The 16,943-nt window shown below is 56.5% G+C and carries 13 protein-coding genes; 9 read left to right on the top strand and 4 right to left on the bottom strand.

All coding sequences use genetic code 11. The features are described from left to right. Window positions 1-23 precede the first annotated feature (23 nt). From DVA43_RS23130 to queF, 3 genes are all read right to left on the bottom strand, one after another. A complete protein-coding gene (locus DVA43_RS23130) occupies window positions 24-1,313 on the bottom strand; it encodes an HAAAP family serine/threonine permease (RefSeq protein ID WP_114316893.1) in 1,290 nt (429 codons plus the stop codon). Between the two features lie 549 nt (window positions 1,314-1,862). Next, complete coding sequence (gene ppnN / locus DVA43_RS23135) at window positions 1,863-3,227, bottom strand: nucleotide 5'-monophosphate nucleosidase PpnN (RefSeq protein WP_103822722.1); 1,365 nt, start codon at window positions 3,225-3,227, stop codon at window positions 1,863-1,865. A 116-nt stretch (window positions 3,228-3,343) separates the two neighbouring features. Next, the gene (gene queF / locus DVA43_RS23140; protein WP_114316894.1) at window positions 3,344-4,186 is read right to left on the bottom strand and encodes an NADPH-dependent 7-cyano-7-deazaguanine reductase QueF; all 843 of its coding nucleotides are present in this window, start codon (window positions 4,184-4,186) and stop codon (window positions 3,344-3,346) included. Window positions 4,187-4,254: 68 nt separating this feature from the next. On the opposite strand from queF, the gene syd reads away from it, so the two are divergent. The 8 genes from syd to DVA43_RS23180 all read left to right on the top strand — a co-directional run bounded on the left by syd (window position 4,255) and on the right by DVA43_RS23180 (window position 12,764). Then, complete coding sequence (gene syd, locus DVA43_RS23145; RefSeq protein ID WP_114316895.1) at window positions 4,255-4,800, top strand: SecY-interacting protein; 546 nt, start codon at window positions 4,255-4,257, stop codon at window positions 4,798-4,800. A 633-nt stretch (window positions 4,801-5,433) separates the two neighbouring features. Next, window positions 5,434-5,760 carry a YqcC family protein gene (locus tag DVA43_RS23150; RefSeq protein WP_103822719.1) on the top strand — a complete coding sequence of 109 codons (327 nt, stop codon included), beginning with the start codon at window positions 5,434-5,436 and terminating at the stop codon, window positions 5,758-5,760. After that, window positions 5,757-6,551 carry a tRNA pseudouridine(65) synthase TruC gene (gene truC, locus DVA43_RS23155; protein WP_114316896.1) on the top strand — a complete coding sequence of 265 codons (795 nt, stop codon included), beginning with the start codon at window positions 5,757-5,759 and terminating at the stop codon, window positions 6,549-6,551. Before DVA43_RS23150 ends, truC begins: the two co-directional genes overlap by 4 nt. A gap of 3 nt (window positions 6,552-6,554) precedes the next feature. Continuing rightward, entirely contained in the window at window positions 6,555-7,004 is a 450-nt protein-coding gene (locus tag DVA43_RS23160) for a flavodoxin (protein WP_103822717.1), read from the top strand. Window positions 7,005-7,488: 484 nt separating this feature from the next. After that, window positions 7,489-8,841, top strand: coding sequence for a galactarate/glucarate/glycerate transporter GudP (gene gudP, locus DVA43_RS23165; RefSeq protein ID WP_103822716.1), 1,353 nt, complete (start codon window positions 7,489-7,491; stop codon window positions 8,839-8,841). Window positions 8,842-8,843: 2 nt separating this feature from the next. Then, complete coding sequence (locus tag DVA43_RS23170; protein WP_103822956.1) at window positions 8,844-10,184, top strand: enolase C-terminal domain-like protein; 1,341 nt, start codon at window positions 8,844-8,846, stop codon at window positions 10,182-10,184. A gap of 12 nt (window positions 10,185-10,196) precedes the next feature. Further along, window positions 10,197-11,537 (top strand): glucarate dehydratase, encoded by a 1,341-nt coding sequence (gudD, locus tag DVA43_RS23175; protein WP_168194694.1) that lies wholly within the window; start codon window positions 10,197-10,199, stop codon window positions 11,535-11,537. Window positions 11,538-11,624: 87 nt separating this feature from the next. Then, window positions 11,625-12,764, top strand: coding sequence for a glycerate kinase (locus tag DVA43_RS23180; protein WP_114316898.1), 1,140 nt, complete (start codon window positions 11,625-11,627; stop codon window positions 12,762-12,764). A 40-nt stretch (window positions 12,765-12,804) separates the two neighbouring features. On the opposite strand, the gene barA is transcribed toward DVA43_RS23180, so the two are convergent. Then, window positions 12,805-15,576, bottom strand: a complete 2,772-nt coding sequence (gene barA, locus DVA43_RS23185; protein ID WP_114316899.1) for a two-component sensor histidine kinase BarA — start codon at window positions 15,574-15,576, stop codon at window positions 12,805-12,807. Between the two features lie 57 nt (window positions 15,577-15,633). On the opposite strand from barA, the gene rlmD reads away from it, so the two are divergent. Then, a complete protein-coding gene (rlmD, locus tag DVA43_RS23190) occupies window positions 15,634-16,932 on the top strand; it encodes a 23S rRNA (uracil(1939)-C(5))-methyltransferase RlmD (protein ID WP_114316900.1) in 1,299 nt (432 codons plus the stop codon). Window positions 16,933-16,943: the final 11 nt, after the last annotated feature.

The raw sequence follows: 16,943 nt of genomic DNA on the forward strand, positions 1-16,943 counted from the left end.
ATCCGAAGATGGCGCGGGAGGCATTACGCGAACAGCGAGTAGAAGATAGCGGAGATAGCAATCAGACCCATAACCACAACGAAGACGTTGCTGATCTGGCCGCTGTATTTACGCATCGCTGGCACTTTCTGAATGGCGTACATCGGCATCAGGAACAAGATCATCGCGATGACCGGGCCGCCCAGGGTTTCGATCATGCCGAGGATGCTCGGGTTCAGAGTCGCAACCGCCCAGGTGGTCAGCAGCATGAACAGCGCAGTGATTTTGTTCAGCTTGTTGATTTCAATGCTCTTACCTTTACCGCGCAGAGATTTAATCACCATACCGTTAAAGCCTTCACGCGCGCCCAGGTAGTGGCCGAGGAAAGATTTAGTGATAGCGATAATCGCGATGATTGGCGCCATCCAGGCAATCACTGGGGCATTAAAGTGGTTCGCCAGGTAAGAGAGAATCGAGATGTTCTGCTCTTTCGCTGCCGCCAGATCCGCCGGGGAAAGGCTCAGTACGCAGCTGAAGACGAAGAACATAACGGTCAGCACCATCATCACGTGAGCGCGAGCCAGGATGCTGGAGCACTTCTTCTCGGCGCCCTGGCCGTACTCTTCACGCTTCGCCACGGCGAAGGAGGAGATGATCGGCGAGTGGTTAAAGGAGAAGACCATTACCGGAATGGCCAGCCACAGGGTCATCCACAGGCCATTACCGGTAGCAGACGCGCTGTTCAGGGAGAGGGTTTCCAGCGCTGCGCCGTTCCACTGAGGGATCAGGTAGCAGGCCAGCACCATCAGGGCGATAACGAACGGGAACACCAGTACGCTCATCGCTTTTACAATCATCTGCTCACCGAAGCGCACGATAGTCATCATACCGACAATCAGGATCAGCGACAGAATGGCGCGCGGTGGCGCCGTCATGCCCAGCTGGTGGGTCATAAAGCTCTCAACGGTGTTGGTGATAGCCACGCTATAAACCAGCAGGATAGGGTAAATCGCGAAGAAGTAGAGCAGGGTAATCAGCTTACCTGCGCCAATCCCGAAGTGCTCTTCAACCACTTCAGTAATGTCTTCACCCGGGTTTTTACCGGAGAGCACAAAACGGGTCAGGCCGCGGTGTGCGAAGTAGGTCATCGGGAACGCAATGATTGCCATGATGATCAGCGGAATTAAGCCGCCAACACCCGCGTTAATAGGCAAGAAGAGAACACCAGCGCCGATTGCTGTGCCGTACAGGCCAAGCATCCACATGGTATCGGTTTTACGCCATCCGCTTCGGGTTTCAATCGAAGCAACGGTGCTGGTTTGAGTGGTTTCCATCTGTGTCTCCAGGAGTAGCTAATGTCAGGTTTCTGGTCAAATTCGATGCAAAAAGGACAAATCGTAATATGAAATTCGCTCAGTGACGGTTTTTATATAATTTTTCTCCGTAACTATCGGCGGGCGGAAAGATACATTTTCATAATGGATCTATCAGTGATCCCGATCTCAAATGCAATAATCTACTTTTGAGGTGGATATCTTTAGACCATTTATCTGCTAAGAAAACATCACAGCGAATTTCTGGGCGCGAAGGCTATCATTAACGATATGTAGCGTGATAGAGAGCCCAGCAATATAGGTGTCATACGCTGTATAAGTCGCGTTTTAGAGGATTTTTTCGTGATTTAAAGCATTTGTACCTAATAAATCACGCTTAGAAAATCTACGTAATCGTTTGCGTTTCATAACGCAAACGTAAAAAGATAAGTTATGGTGATATCTGACGCCACGCCATGTAACTGAAGGCAATAAAAAAGCCGGGCGGCTGAAGGCCATTCCCGGCGGGAGAGAGTGAGAAGGTGCCCGATACGCAGCCGGGCAGGGGCGTTATGCGCAAATCTCGTAGCAGGGGATATAGGCGCTGCCCGGAAGTTTCATACGGTGCTGGGCGACAAAGCCCTGCAGCAGATCGTCCATGCGGCGCATCATTTCGCGGTCGCCATGGATTTTATAAGGACCAAACTCCTCAATGGCCTGGATACCTACCTCTTTCACGTTACCGGCCACGATGCCCGAGAAGGCGCGACGCAGGTCGGCAGCCAGTGTTTCAACCGGCTGATCGGGGTAGAGCTTCAGGTTAGCCATATTTTCATGTGACGGCTCAAACGGGATCTGTAGATCCGGCGAAATACGGATCGACCAGTTAAAGCTGTAGGCATCCCCGGTATCACGGCGGTTCTCTTTCACCAGCGGCATGGCCTTTTTCATCAGGCGTGCCACTTCTGCGGCATCGTCAATAATAATGCGATAGTGACGACGCGCCGTTTCGCCCAGCGTATGCACAATGAACTCATCCAGTACGCGGAAGTAGTCGGCGCTCTCTTTCGGGCCGGTAAGGATCAGCGGCAGCACCTGATCCTGGTTAGCCGGATGCATCAGAATGCCCAGCAGATAGAGCAACTCTTCTGCCGTACCCACCCCGCCCGGGAAGATGATAATCCCGTGGGCGATGCGGACAAACGCCTCCAGACGTTTCTCAATGTCCGGCATGATGATCAGTTCGTTAACCAGCGGATTCGGTGGTTCAGCGGCGATGATCGATGGCTCGGTCATACCGATGAAGCGCCCCTCTTTGTAGCGCTGCTGCGCATGACCCACTGCCGCACCTTTCATCGGCGCTTCCATCGCACCCGGGCCACAGCCTGTGCAGATGTTCAGCTCGCGCAGACCCAACTGGGTACCCACACGACGGGCATAGAGATATTCGGTTTCGTTAATGGAGTGACCACCCCAGCACACCACCATACTTGGGGCTTCGCCCACGTGCAGGGCACGGGCGTTACGCAGGATAGAGAAGACCAGGTTGGTGATATGAACGGAGCTTTCCAGGTTCAGATGCTGGAAACGACCGGCGTTACTGATCTGGCCGTTCACGAACAGGATGTCGCGCAGAACCGCAAACAGGTTAGCCTGCAGCGCACGAATGATGCGCCCGTCAACAAAGGCCTCTTCCGGCGGGTTAATCAGTTCCAGCTTTACGCCACGTTCGCGGCGCAGGACGTTGATATCAAAGCTTTCAAAGCGGGACAGCAGCTCTTTGCTGTTGTCGGTGAGGCTACCGGAGTTCAGAACGGCAAGTGAACAGTTGCGAAACAATTGATAAAGATCGCTGCTGGCCGTGCTCTTGAGCATGTCCACTTCCAGCTGCGACAACATATCCATTGAGCCAAGCGGGCTAATATGTGTAATCAAGTGAGCTCCTTACGGGACGTTTATCGTCTTTCCCCGTTGATTACAATAGCCCTGGCTTATGACCTTTCACAACCTAAAGCGCGGAACATACCGCGCAGATTGCGAATTTATTTATTTTACTGACGCACTAACCGACCAATGGCGGGAACAAAATCGGTGTTGCTGCGCCACGGGTTGATATCCAGTCCGCCGCGTCGGGTATAGCGGGCATAGACGCTGAGCGACTCCGGCTGGCAGAAACGAAGAATGTCGTTGAAGATGCGCTCCACGCACTGTTCGTGGAACTCGTTATGGTTACGGAAGGAGACCAGGTAGCGCAGCAGCTTCTCACGATCGATTTTTGCCCCGCGATACTGGATCTGCACCGAACCCCAGTCAGGCTGATGAGTAATCAGGCAGTTGGATTTGAGCAGGTGGCTGACCAGCGTCTCTTCCACCACTTTGCCGCTGGCACTCTTTTCCAGCCACGCGGTGTCAAACTGATAGTTGTCGATCTCAATGTCTTGATCGTCGATGCAGGTGCCGTGGAGGTGGGCGATGGGCTGGCCTTCAAGCTCATCAATCCGGTAGAGCGCCACCGTGACCTTGCCCTGGGCACAGGCGCTTAAATCCCTCTCCAGAGTGCGCTGTACCGCTTCCCAGCTCTCAAAGCGGGTCTGGTTAAAGCTGTTGAGGTAAAGCTTAAAGCTTTTGGACTCCACCAGATTGACGCTGGTGTAATCCAGCTCAACGTGGCCCACGGCCACCTGCGGCAAACCGCGGGCGTTAAGCCAGGAGAGCTCATAGAGCGTCCAGATATCGCCGCCGTGGAAGGGCAGGCCATCGGCCTTCAGACCCAGCGGATCGCGGTTAAGGCTGCGCGGCACGCCCTGTAGCAGGCTGGCATCGTAGATGTCGCGGTAGGCTGTGCTTTTGCCCAGCGTCAGGCCCGATAAGGCATCATGATTTTCGTAAGACATGTTTCATTGTCACTTTAAAGGTAAACTATGGGCTGAGTGTATCCTGGCTTATATGAAGAGAGAAACCGGTGGATAAAGAGACTGCTGCTGCGTTAACCGCATTTACTACGCGTTACTGTGACGCCTGGCATGAACAGAAAGCGTCATGGCCGCAAAGCGAAGAGCTGTACGGCGTGCCTTCTCCCTGCATTATTACCTCTTCCGGGGATACCGTGACATGGCAGCCGCAGCCCTTTACCGTTGAGCAGAGTGTAAATGCCATTGAACGTGCCATGGACATTGTGGTACAACCTCCGGTTCACGCGTTCTATACCACACAGTTCGCCGGGGATATGTGCGCTCGCTTTGATAATGAAGCGATGACGTTGCTGCAAACCTGGAGCGAAGAAGACCTGCTGCGCGTGCAGGAGAACCTGATAGGGCACCTCGTTACCCAGAAGCGCCTGAAGCTATCGCCAACGTTGTTTATCGCCACGCTCGACAGTGAGATGGACGTTATCTCTGTCTGCAACCTCACGGGCAACGTGGTAAAAGAGACACTGGGTACGCAGAAACGTCAGACCCTCTCCGCTTCTCTTGCGGATTTTCTTAATCACCTTCATCCCGTCGTGTAATCCTGCATACTACTGCGCGTGTGAGAGATCTCTTACAGAGTTTGTGAGAGATCGCCCTTATTACTTGAATGTTTAAAACATCAGGTCATTTAAAAAATACTTTATTATCATCTTGTTGCGCTTTCATAACGCTTGGTACAGATACGCAAACTCTTTAATGTGGCTTACGCAGTGCCTTGTAAGACGAAGCGGAATCATGGATTCTATCTCCGTCGACAGGAAGCCGACACAAGAAACGAACATCAGGATGATGACGTTTCTTAACAAGGACACGTCAGGAAGACGCTACAAGGAAGGCTTCAGGATGAAGCAAGAGGATCACGCAGGACGCGTTGAAGGACACCTCCAGGAAGGAGAATGAGAGCCGGTACAGATGTCCGGTGGGTCAGGAAGACCAGGACGCTTCAGGAAGAAGCAGTCACATCAGGACGATGTGCGCAGGATGCAGCGGTCAAGGGAAGACCAGACCTTAGGGTCAGAGGAAAAGTTGTCACGGATGAGCAGGGAGCACTAAAAGTAGCTGGATTGCTGCGAAACGAACCGGGAGCACTGTTTTTACAGTGCTCCCTTTTTTTTATTTCTGCGTGGTCTTTGCTATGCTGCGCGCCGTTCACATTTTCAGTTGAGGTTTTCATGACCCATCACGACAACGTGCGCGCGCAACTGCACGCCATTGAAGCTTTACTGCGCGATCATCAGCTGTGGCAGGAGACGGCGCCGCAGCCAGACGCGTTTGAGAGCACGCAACCTTTTTGTATGGATACCCTGGAGCCGTTTGAGTGGCTGCAATGGGTCCTCATTCCCCGCATGCATGCCCTGCTCGATAGTGGCCATCCGCTACCCCAGAGCTTTGCCGTAGCGCCCTATTATGAAATGGCGCTGGACGCTGCCCATCCGTCACGCGACGCGGTGCTGGCCGCGCTGCTGGCGCTGGATACGCTCTTCGGCGACGAAGCATGATCGAGATCCTCTATCAGGATGAGTGGCTGGTTGCCGTTAATAAGCCCTCCGGCTGGCTGGTGCACCGTAGCTGGCTGGACCGGGATGAAAAAGTGGTAGTGATGCAGACGGTGCGCGATCAGATCGGTCAGCATGTCTTCACTGCCCACCGTCTGGACAGACCCACTTCCGGCGTTCTGTTGATGGGACTCTCCAGCGAGGCCGGTCGACGTCTGGCGCAGCAGTTTGAGCAGCATCAGATCCAGAAACGCTACCATGCGATTGTCCGGGGCTGGCTGACAGAGTGCGCCACGCTCGATTATCCCCTGACGGAAGAGCTGGATAAAATTGCCGATAAGTATGCCCGCGACGACAAAGGCCCGCAGCCCGCGGTAACCGACTATCGCGGCATGGCGACCACTGAAATGCCGGTTGCCACCAGTAAGTTTCCCACCACGCGCTATAGTCTGATTGAACTGGAGCCGAAAACCGGGCGTAAGCACCAGCTGCGACGCCACCTTGCGCATCTTCGCCATCCGATCATCGGCGACAGCAAGCATGGCGACTTGCGGCAAAACCGCAGCGCCGCAGAGCATTTCGGCTGTCATCGTCTGATGTTACACGCCAGCCAGCTGCAACTTATCCATCCGTTTACCGGTGAGCCGCTGACGATCCGGGCCGGGCTGGACGAGGTGTGGATGCAGGCGTTGTCACAGTTTGGATGGCGCGGACAACTCCCCGAAAATGAAAGGGTTGAGTTTGACGTAACCAACGTTCAGGATGATCGGAACGAGCGTTCAATCAGGGAGTAAAACATGGCGGTAATCGGAATTTTTGTCGGCACGATGTACGGTAACTCGCTGCTGGTGGCAGAAGAGGCCGAAGCGATTCTGGCGGGTATGGGCCATAAAGCCACGGTCTATGAAGATCCCGATCTGGCCGACTGGGAAAAATACCAGGGCCAGTATGCGCTGGTGGTCACCTCGACAACCGGGCAGGGCGATCTCCCGGACAGCATTGTTCCGTTGTACCAGGGAATTAAAGATAAACTGGGTTATCAGCCGGAAATGCGTTACGGCATTATTGCGCTCGGTGATAGCACTTACGCGAATTTCTGCGGTGGCGGCAAGCTGTTCGACGCTCTGTTACAGGAGCAAAGCGCGCAGCGCGTGGGTGAGATGCTGATGATTGACGCCTCTGAACACCCTGAACCGGAAGGTGAATCCAATCCCTGGGTTGAACAGTGGGGCACATTGCTAAAATAAGTTCCTGCCCTCCCTGAGCGGAGGGCCAGAACCCTTTGCCAGTTAACAAAGCGACCATGCAGCCAGTATAAGTTAACTGAATCGAGTAAGCTTTGGGCAATCGCCCGTAAATCCTCACCTGAAGCACGGTTATTAGCAGGCATTTTCACTGCGTCAAGCGACCTGTTTCACACTCCCGTTATTCCCTGACTCTGGCCTTCCCCTTACGGGCAGGCAGTTTTCATTTCCGTGAAGTCTCTTCCATTGTCCTGGGCTTTTGCCACAAACAACCGCACAGAGCCTTGCCAATGTTGTGTTGTTGCACGGTGAGAGGGGCCTGATTCCTTTCTTATACTTTTTCCGCCAGTTAATAAAAATGCAGTCAGTAAGGCGAAACGACCTACATGTTCGAACTGCAAAAACACATACACGTCATTCTGATTACCCTACGGTTGAGCTGTTCAGAATGAACGTAGCAGAAACGCTATGATTCAGGAGTGCAAGAATGAGTTCATTAAGCCAAGCGGCGAGCAGCGCTGAAAAGCGCACTAACGCCCGCTACTGGATAGTGGTGATGCTGTTTATCGTCACATCCTTCAACTATGGCGACCGCGCCACCCTGTCGATTGCTGGTTCAGAAATGGCAAAAGATATCGGGCTGGATCCGGTCGGTATGGGGTATGTTTTCTCCGCATTTTCATGGGCCTATGTTATCGGCCAAATTCCAGGCGGTTGGCTGCTCGATCGCTTCGGTTCAAAACGCGTCTATTTCTGGTCCATTTTCATCTGGTCCATGTTTACCCTGCTGCAGGGCTTTGTGGATATCTTTAACGGCTTTGGCATCATTGTCGCGCTCTTTACCCTGCGCTTCCTCGTCGGGCTGGCAGAAGCCCCATCCTTCCCGGGCAACAGCCGAATCGTGGCTGCCTGGTTCCCGGCGCAGGAGAGGGGAACGGCGGTCTCCATTTTCAACTCCGCACAATACTTTGCCACCGTCATCTTCGCACCTATCATGGGCTGGTTGACGCACGAGGTGGGCTGGTCGCATGTGTTCTTCTTTATGGGCGGTCTGGGCATTGTGATCAGCTTTATCTGGCTGAAAGTGATCCACGAACCGAACCAGCATCCCGGCGTAAACCAGAAAGAGCTGGACTACATCGCCGCAGGCGGCGCGCTGATCAACATGGATCAGGCGAGCAGCAAAGCGAAAGTCCCGTTCAGCCAGAAACTGGGCCAAATCAAACAGCTGGTGGGTTCCCGCATGATGCTTGGGATCTATCTCGGCCAGTACTGCATCAACGCCTTAACCTACTTCTTTATTACCTGGTTCCCGGTCTATCTGGTGCAGGCGCGCGGCATGTCGATTCTGAAAGCCGGGTTTGTCGCCTCCGTTCCGGCAATCTGCGGCTTTGTCGGCGGCGTACTGGGCGGGGTAATTTCCGACTGGCTGATGCGTCGTACTGGCTCTTTGAATATCGCCCGTAAAACGCCAATCGTGCTGGGTATGCTGCTCTCCATGACGATGGTGATGTGTAACTACGTGAACGCCGAGTGGATGATTATCGGCTTTATGGCGATGGCCTTCTTCGGTAAAGGTATCGGTGCGCTGGGCTGGGCGGTAATGGCAGATACCGCGCCGAAAGAGATCAGCGGCCTGAGCGGCGGTCTGTTCAATATGTTCGGCAACATCTCCGGCATCGTGACTCCGATTGCCATTGGCTACATCGTCGGTACCACCGGCTCGTTTAACGGGGCGCTGATCTACGTCGGTATCCATGCCCTGGTGGCGGTGCTGAGCTACCTAGTACTGGTAGGTGATATCAAACGTATTGAGCTGAAACCTGTTACGGAGCGTTAATGATGAGTATGCAATCCAGCCCTGTCGTCACTGAAATGAAGGTTATCCCGGTTGCCGGCCAGGACAGTATGCTGCTGAACATCGGCGGCGCGCATAACGCCTGGTTTACCCGCAATATCGTGGTACTGACCGATAACGCCGGGAATACCGGCGTAGGTGAAGCGCCAGGCGGCGAGGTGATCTACCAGACCCTGGTGGATGCCATTCCGCAGGTGGTGGGTCAGGAGGTGGCGCGCCTGAACAAAGTGGTGCAGCGCGTGCACAAAGGCAACCAGTCTGCCGATTTCGATACCTTCGGCAAAGGTGCCTGGACATTCGAGCTGCGGGTCAATGCGGTGGCGGCGCTGGAAGCGGCGCTGCTGGACCTGCTCGGCAAAGCGCTGAACGTGCCGGTGTGCGAACTGCTCGGTCCGGGCAAGCAGCGCGATGCGGTCACCGTGCTGGGCTATCTCTTCTACCTGGGCGATCGCACCAAAACCGATCTCCCTTACCTGGAACGTTCGCCGGGCAGCCACGACTGGTATCACCTGCGCCATCAGGAGGCGCTCTCCAGTGAGGCGGTGGTGCGTCTGGCGGAAGCCGCGCAGGATCGCTACGGCTTTAAGGATTTCAAACTGAAAGGCGGCGTTCTGCCGGGCGAGCAAGAAATTGAGAGCGCCCGTGCCCTGAAAAAACGCTTCCCGGATGCCCGCATTACTGTGGATCCCAACGGCGCCTGGCTGCTGGATGAGGCCATCTCATTGTGCAAAGGGCTGGGCGATGTCCTGACCTACGCCGAAGATCCGTGCGGCGCCGAGCAGGGCTTCTCTGGCCGTGAGGTGATGGCGGAGTTCCGCCGCGCCACGGGCCTGCCGGTGGCGACCAACATGATCGCCACCAACTGGCGCGAGATGGGGCACGCCGTCATGCTCAATGCGGTCGATATTCCGCTGGCGGACCCGCACTTCTGGACCCTTTCCGGCGCGGTACGGGTGGCGCAACTGTGCGATGACTGGGGCCTGACCTGGGGTTGCCACTCCAACAACCACTTTGATATTTCGCTGGCGATGTTTACCCATGTCGGCGCTGCCGCACCGGGCACGCCGACCGCTATCGACACCCACTGGATCTGGCAGGAAGGCGAAGCGCGCCTGACCAAAAATCCACTCGAAATTAAACACGGCAAGATTGCCGTACCTGATGCACCGGGGCTTGGCGTGGAACTTGACTGGGATCAGATCCACAAAGCGCATGAAGCGTATAAGAAACTGCCAGGCGGCGCGCGTAATGACGCAGGCCCAATGCAGTACCTTATCCCCGGCTGGACCTTTGACCGTAAACGCCCGGCGTTCGGTCGCCACTGATTAAAGGATGGAATTATGAGCACGTTTACTACTCCTGTTGTGACCTCTATGCAGGTTATCCCGGTTGCCGGCCATGACAGCATGCTGATGAACCTGAGCGGCGCCCATGCCCCGTTCTTCACCCGTAATATTGTGATCATCAAAGATAACTCCGGTCACACCGGGGTAGGTGAAATCCCGGGTGGCGAGAAGATCCGTAAAACACTGGAAGAGGCGATCCCGCTGGTGGTGGGGCAAACCCTCGGCGCCTATAAAAACGTTCTTAACGCCGTACGTAACGAATTTGCCGACCGTGACGCGGGTGGCCGCGGTTTGCAGACCTTCGACCTGCGCACCACTATTCACGTTGTGACCGGCATTGAAGCCGCAATGCTCGATCTGCTGGGCCAGCATCTGGGCGTTAACGTCGCCTCCCTGCTGGGTGATGGGCAGCAGCGCACTGAAGTTGAGATGCTGGGCTACCTGTTCTTCGTCGGCAACCGCAAGCTGACCCCGCTGCCGTATCAGAGCCAGCCGGATGAGCAGTGCGACTGGTATCGCCTGCGCCATGAAGAGGCGATGACCCCTGATGCGGTGGTCCGTCTGGCGGAAGCGGCCTACGAGAAGTACGGTTTTAACGATTTCAAACTGAAGGGCGGCGTGCTGGCGGGTGAAGAAGAAGCCGAATCGATCATTGCGCTGGCGAAACGCTTCCCACAGGCGCGCGTCACCCTTGATCCAAACGGGGCCTGGTCGCTGGATGAGGCGATCCGCATCGGTAAGCGTCTGAAAGGCGTGCTGGCCTATGCGGAAGATCCGTGCGGTGCTGAGCAGGGCTTCTCCGGCCGTGAAGTGATGGCCGAGTTCCGCCGCGCCACCGGTCTGCCAACCGCCACCAACATGATCGCCACCGACTGGCGTCAGATGGGGCATACCCTGTCGCTGCAGTCGGTGGATATCCCGCTGGCGGACCCGCACTTCTGGACCATGCAGGGCTCGGTGCGCGTGGCGCAGATGTGTCACGAGTTCGGCCTGACCTGGGGCTCGCACTCCAATAACCACTTTGATATCTCGTTGGCGATGTTCACCCACGTGGCCGCTGCCGCGCCGGGCAACATCACCGCCATCGACACCCACTGGATCTGGCAGGAGGGCAACCAGCGCCTGACCAAACAGCCGTACGAAATCAAGGGCGGTATGGTGCAGGTACCAACCACGCCGGGTCTGGGCGTGGAGTTGGATATGGATCAGGTGATGAAGGCGCACGAGCTCTATCTGCAGCATGGTCTGGGCGCACGCGACGACGCGATGGCGATGCAGTACCTGATTCCGGAGTGGACCTTCAACAACAAATGCCCTTGCATGGTGCGTTAAGTCCGGTGCCGGTTCCTGCGGGAGTCGGCATTTTCTCTTGCGTGACGGGTGTATGCTTATGGTAGTCAACATGCGTAAGGACGGCTTATGAAAATAGTGATCGCACCGGACTCTTACAAAGAGAGCCTGAGTGCCCTGGCAGTGGCAACGGCGATAGAGCAAGGATTTTGCGAGATTTTCCCCACGGCGGAGTACGTGAAACTGCCGGTTGCCGATGGTGGGGAGGGCACCGTGGAAGCGATGGTCGCCGCCACCCAGGGTGAAATTATTCAGCTACGCGTAACGGGGCCGCTCGGCGAGCATGTTGACGGTTTTTATGGCCGCTCCGGCGATGGAAAAAGCGCATTCATCGAGATGGCGGCGGCCAGCGGTCTGGAGCTGGTTCCCCCGGCCCAGCGCAATCCGCTGAAAACCACCTCCTGGGGAACCGGGGAGCTGATCCGCCATGCCCTGGATGCAGGCGTAAAACATATCATCATTGGGATTGGCGGCAGCGCCACCAACGATGGCGGCGCAGGAATGGTGCAGGCGCTTGGCGCGAAGCTGCTGGACGAACAGGGTCACGCCATCGGTCCCGGCGGCGGTGAACTGGAAAGGCTGGCTCGTATCGATATCAGTGGTCTGGATAAACGGCTGACGTCGTGCCGCATTGAGGTGGCATGCGACGTCACCAACCCGCTGACCGGCGACAACGGCGCTACCGCCGTGTTTGGTCCGCAGAAGGGGGCGACCTCAGAGATGATCGTGCGCCTCGATCGCGCGCTGACGCAGTATGCCCGGATCATCGCCCGCGACCTGGACGTTGACGTGCTCGGGCTGGCGGGTGGCGGCGCGGCGGGCGGTATGGGCGCGGCGTTGTACGCATTTTGCGGCGCGCAACTGCGCCAGGGTATTGAAATCGTCACCGATGCGCTCAATCTCGACGGCCTGGTGGCCGATGCCGATCTGGTGATCACCGGCGAAGGGCGGATCGACAGCCAGACCGTTCATGGCAAAGTGCCGGTAGGGGTGGCGAAGATTGCCAAACGCTACAATAAACCGGTCATTGGCCTGGCGGGCAGCCTGACGGCGGATGTCGGCGTGGTGCACGAGCATGGTATCGACGCGGTATTCAGCGTGATTTATACCGTCTGCACGCTGGAGGAGGCGCTGGAAGATGCCGAAGAAAACGTGCGGATGGCGGCCCGCAATATCGCCGCCGTATTAAAAGTGGGAGGGGGGCTGTAATCCCTTCTTTACCCCCCCTCTTCCTGTCGGGAGAGGGGCCTTACGACCCCAGCACCTTCATCGCTTCCCGCGTGACGTTATCCATCTCATCCAGCAACTCCAGGAACTCCGGCTCCAGCTCGCTTTCCGGCGTGCCGGAACGTAACTGCTGCTCCAGCAGCTGACAGAGATTCTTAAGACGCGGCACCCCGCTGTACCCGCAGCTGCCGTGCAGCTTATGGATCGCCCCGACCAGATCTTCCGGGTTTTCTCCCACCAGCTGCTCTTCCACTTTATTGCGGATTTCCGGCAGGAACGCGACCAGCATCTGCAGCATCTCCCGCGCGAGGTCGTTTTTGCCCGCCGCCTGATGCAGCGCCAGCTGCCAGTCGAGGGTGGCACTGCCGTTAACTACGATCTCCGGGACCGCCGGCGGGACCTCCGTTGCGGGGAGCCAGTGACCTGTGGTAGGGCCGGGTTTGTAGCGCAGCAGCAGGCTGTGCAGTTTCTCTTCTTCAATCGGCTTCGCCAGATAGTCGTTCATCCCGGCGCTCAGCAGCTTCTCCTTTTGCCCCGCCATCGCATGCGCCGTCACGGCGATCACCGGGGTTTGCTGCTGATGGGGAAGCTGGCGAATCAGTTCACAGGCGCGGATGCCGTCCATACCGGGCATCTGGATATCCATCATGATCAGGTCAAACGGCTTCTCCTTCGCTCGCTCCACGGCCTGCAAACCGCTCTCGCACAGTTCGACATGCTGAACCTGATCTTCCAGCAGCGCCCCGATCAGCTTGAGGTTGGCGGGGTTGTCATCCACCGCCATCACGGTCATCGGCAGTTTGCTATCATCGCTGGTAATCGGTGCAATGTGATGGTTCAGACGGCAATATTCCGTCAGCGTTGGCAACAGGCGGGTGGCCGTCAGCGGTTTCAGCAGGCAGGCGGCCGCCCCGTCATGTTTTAGCTCCTCGGCATTGATCTGGGCATGGCAGGGCAGGGCCAGCAGCAGGTAATCGGTCATCGAGGCCGCTTTCGCCAGCCGCTCCTCCTGCATGGTCAGATCGCCGGTAAAGGTCACCGGGATCCCCAGCAGCAGGATGTCGTAATGGTCAACCGGTAGCGTGGAGAAGTTCGGGCTGTAGACCACCTCCAGCGGTGTCGTGCTTAACACATCGAGGGTGCTTTGCGCGGCGGCGGTATTGGGCTCCACGTACGCCAGCCGTTTACCCTGCAGACAATCCATGGCCAGACGATCGGTGAGCACATTCGGGTTCAGGTCGAGGTTGATATGGAACCAGAAGGTCGAGCCCCGGTTAGGCTGGCTGTGGAAGGAGATATCGCCCCCCATCTCATTAACCAGTTTTTGCGTGATGACCAGCCCCAGCCCGGTACCGCCGTGGCGGCGGGAGATGCTGGCGTCGGCCTGGCGGAAGGCCTGGAACAGCCGGGACTGATCGCGCTCAGGAATACCGATCCCCGTGTCGCGGATCTGCACCTCAATCTGCACTTTGGTATTGCTGATGGAGCGTTTTTCGACCAGCACGTCGATGTTCCCGCTCTCGGTGAACTTAATGGCGTTACCCACCAGGTTGGTGATCACCTGTTGCAGGCGCAGCGGATCGCCAATGACGTTGTCCGGCACATCATTTTTAATGTTCAGCGTAAGCTCCAGCCCCTTGTCGTGGGAGGAGTGCGCCAGCAGGGTGACCACCTCATCCAGGGTGTTGCGCAGCGGGAACGGAATACTCTCAAGGATCAATTTGCCTGCCTCGAGCTTGGAGAAGTCCAGCACGTCATTGATGATCGCCAGCAGGTTATTGGCGGAGCGTTCAATGGTATGCAGGTGGTCGCGCTGGGTCGGGTTGAGCTCGGTTTTCAGGGTCAGGCGGGTAAAGCCAATCACCCCATTCAGCGGGGTGCGCAGCTCGTGGGACATATTCGCCAGGAACTCCGACTTGATGCGTGCCGCCTCCTGGGCGCGTTTTTTAGCCAGATCCAGCTCAACGTTCTGGATCTCCATCTGCTCCAGCGTTTCGCGCAGGTCGGAAGTAGCCTGATCGACGTTATGCTGCATCTCCTCATGGTATGCCGCCAGCGACATGGCCATCGAGTTGATGCCGTTTTTCAGCATATCCAGCTCGCCGAGCATAAAGCCTTCGACGCGGCTGTCGAGCTGGCCCCGGCGGATCCGGTCGACGGTATTCACCATGTTGCGGATGGGGCTGGTTACATCCCGCATCAGTCGCCAGCCGAAGATCAGCGCAATGCCGATACAAAACAGCATCATCACCGTGGAGATAAAGATCTCCCGGTACTGTTGCAGCCGCACGGACTTGAGATCCAGCTCCAGCGCCACATATCCCAGCAAGTTGTTATTGGGCTTAGCGTCCGACGCGGGAGATTCATCCGGTGAATAGCTTTCCGAAATAATGGGGGTGCGCAGGATCATTTTTTCGCCCTGGCGGATCACGCTCAGCCGCTTTGGAAACGCCGTACCATCCGGCAGCTTCAGGGTGTCCGGATCAAGCTGAATATTGGAGGTCACGAACAGGTGATTATTTTGGTCATACACTGAAATCGCCCGCACAATGTCCGAATGCCGACGGTGCAGAATGCTGATGAGCTGGCCGATGGGCTCGCGATTTTGCAGGTTCATGCCGTACTCGCTGGAGACCGCGAGCGGCTCAATAATGCTGGCACCGGCGTCCTCGAGCTGACGTTGCAGGTCGTTATAACGGTGCACCACGAAGAAGGTACTCAGCAGTAAACCAATGAGTACGGTAGGGGCGAGGATCAAAATCATCATGCGCGCACGCAGGCTGTAGTTGGTCATGGAGTTCCGTTATGGGACAATTAGAGTCAATATGTTCATTTGAGAAAATTCCCGGCGATGGCGCAATTCTACTCTGCAAAGCGACGCGTGACGACGCGTCAGATCATAACTGTTGAAGTGACAGACCTCGATCCGTTCGGACAGGGGGTGGCGCGCCACGAGGGCAAGACCATATTTATTCCCGGCCTGCTGCCCCATGAGCGTGCGGAAATCACCCTGACGGAAGAGAAACGTCAGTACGCTCGCGGACAGGTAAAGCGCCGTCTTAATGATAGCCCGGAACGCGAAACGCCCCGCTGCCCGCACTTTGGCATCTGCGGCGGCTGCCAACAGCAGCATGCCAGCGTCGCGCTGCAGGAGCGCAGCAAAAGCAACGCCCTGGCGCGTTTGCTGAAGCACGACGTCAATGAGGTCATCGCAGATAAACCCTGGGGCTACCGCCGCCGGGCGCGTCTGAGCCTCAATTATCAGCCGAAAACCGCCCGTCTGGAGATGGGTTTTCGCAAGGCCAACTCCAGCGACATCGTTGATGTCAGAGAGTGCCCCATTCTGGTGCCCCGTCTTGAGGCATTGCTGCCAGAAGTGCGCAAATGCCTCTCTGACCTGCAGGGCGTACGCCATCTTGGGCACGTTGAACTGGTGCTGGCGAACAGCGGCCCGCTGATGGTGCTGCGCCATACTGCACCGCTTTCGGCCAAAGATCGCGAAAAACTGGAACGCTTTTCGCATTCCCATGAGCTTGACCTTTATCTCGCCCCGCAAAGCGAGATACTTGAGCAACTGAGCGGGGAAACGCCCTGGTATGATTCAGACGGGCTACGCTTAACGTTCAGCCCGCGCGACTTCATCCAGGTGAATGACGGCGTTAACCAGCAGATGGTCGCGACTGCGCTGGCGTGGCTGGATATTCAGCCGGAGGATCGGGTGCTCGACCTGTTTTGCGGGATGGGCAACTTTACCCTGCCGCTGGCAAAACGGGCACGAAGCGTGGTCGGCGTTGAAGGGGTGGCGGCGCTGGTGGAAAAGGGGCGCGATAACGCTGTTCACAATGCGCTGCAAAACGTGACATTTTTTCACGAGAATCTGGAAGAGGATGTTACACAGCAGCCATGGGCGGCGCACGGTTTCGATAAAATTCTGCTTGATCCGGCACGCGCAGGCGCGCCAGGCGTGATGCAGCATATTATTAAACTGGCCCCCAAACGTGTGGTCTATGTTTCCTGTAATCCGGCGACGCTTGCCCGCGATAGCGAGGCGTTATTAGCGGCGGGTTACCAGATTCAGCGTCTGGCAATGCTTGATATGTTCCCGCACACTGGGCATCTGGAATCAATGGCGTTGTTTGAACACAATTGATGAGTTTCGGC

This window comes from Leclercia sp. W6, assembly GCF_003336345.1.
Lineage (GTDB): Bacteria > Pseudomonadota > Gammaproteobacteria > Enterobacterales > Enterobacteriaceae > Enterobacter.

Excerpts from the sequence above, each read along its gene's own strand:
- DVA43_RS23130 (WP_114316893.1), bottom strand. The coding sequence starts at position 1,313 with ATGGAAACCACTCAAACCAGCACCGTTGCTTCGATTGAAACCCGAAGC.
- queF (WP_114316894.1), bottom strand. The coding sequence starts at position 4,186 with ATGTCTTACGAAAATCATGATGCCTTATCGGGCCTGACGCTGGGCAAA.
- DVA43_RS23150 (WP_103822719.1), top strand. The coding sequence starts at position 5,434 with ATGACCCATCACGACAACGTGCGCGCGCAACTGCACGCCATTGAAGCT.
- truC (WP_114316896.1), top strand. The coding sequence starts at position 5,757 with ATGATCGAGATCCTCTATCAGGATGAGTGGCTGGTTGCCGTTAATAAG.
- DVA43_RS23160 (WP_103822717.1), top strand. The coding sequence starts at position 6,555 with ATGGCGGTAATCGGAATTTTTGTCGGCACGATGTACGGTAACTCGCTG.
- gudP (WP_103822716.1), top strand. The coding sequence starts at position 7,489 with ATGAGTTCATTAAGCCAAGCGGCGAGCAGCGCTGAAAAGCGCACTAAC.
- DVA43_RS23170 (WP_103822956.1), top strand. The coding sequence starts at position 8,844 with ATGAGTATGCAATCCAGCCCTGTCGTCACTGAAATGAAGGTTATCCCG.
- DVA43_RS23180 (WP_114316898.1), top strand. The coding sequence starts at position 11,625 with ATGAAAATAGTGATCGCACCGGACTCTTACAAAGAGAGCCTGAGTGCC.
- barA (WP_114316899.1), bottom strand. The coding sequence starts at position 15,576 with ATGACCAACTACAGCCTGCGTGCGCGCATGATGATTTTGATCCTCGCC.
- rlmD (WP_114316900.1), top strand. The coding sequence starts at position 15,634 with ATGGCGCAATTCTACTCTGCAAAGCGACGCGTGACGACGCGTCAGATC.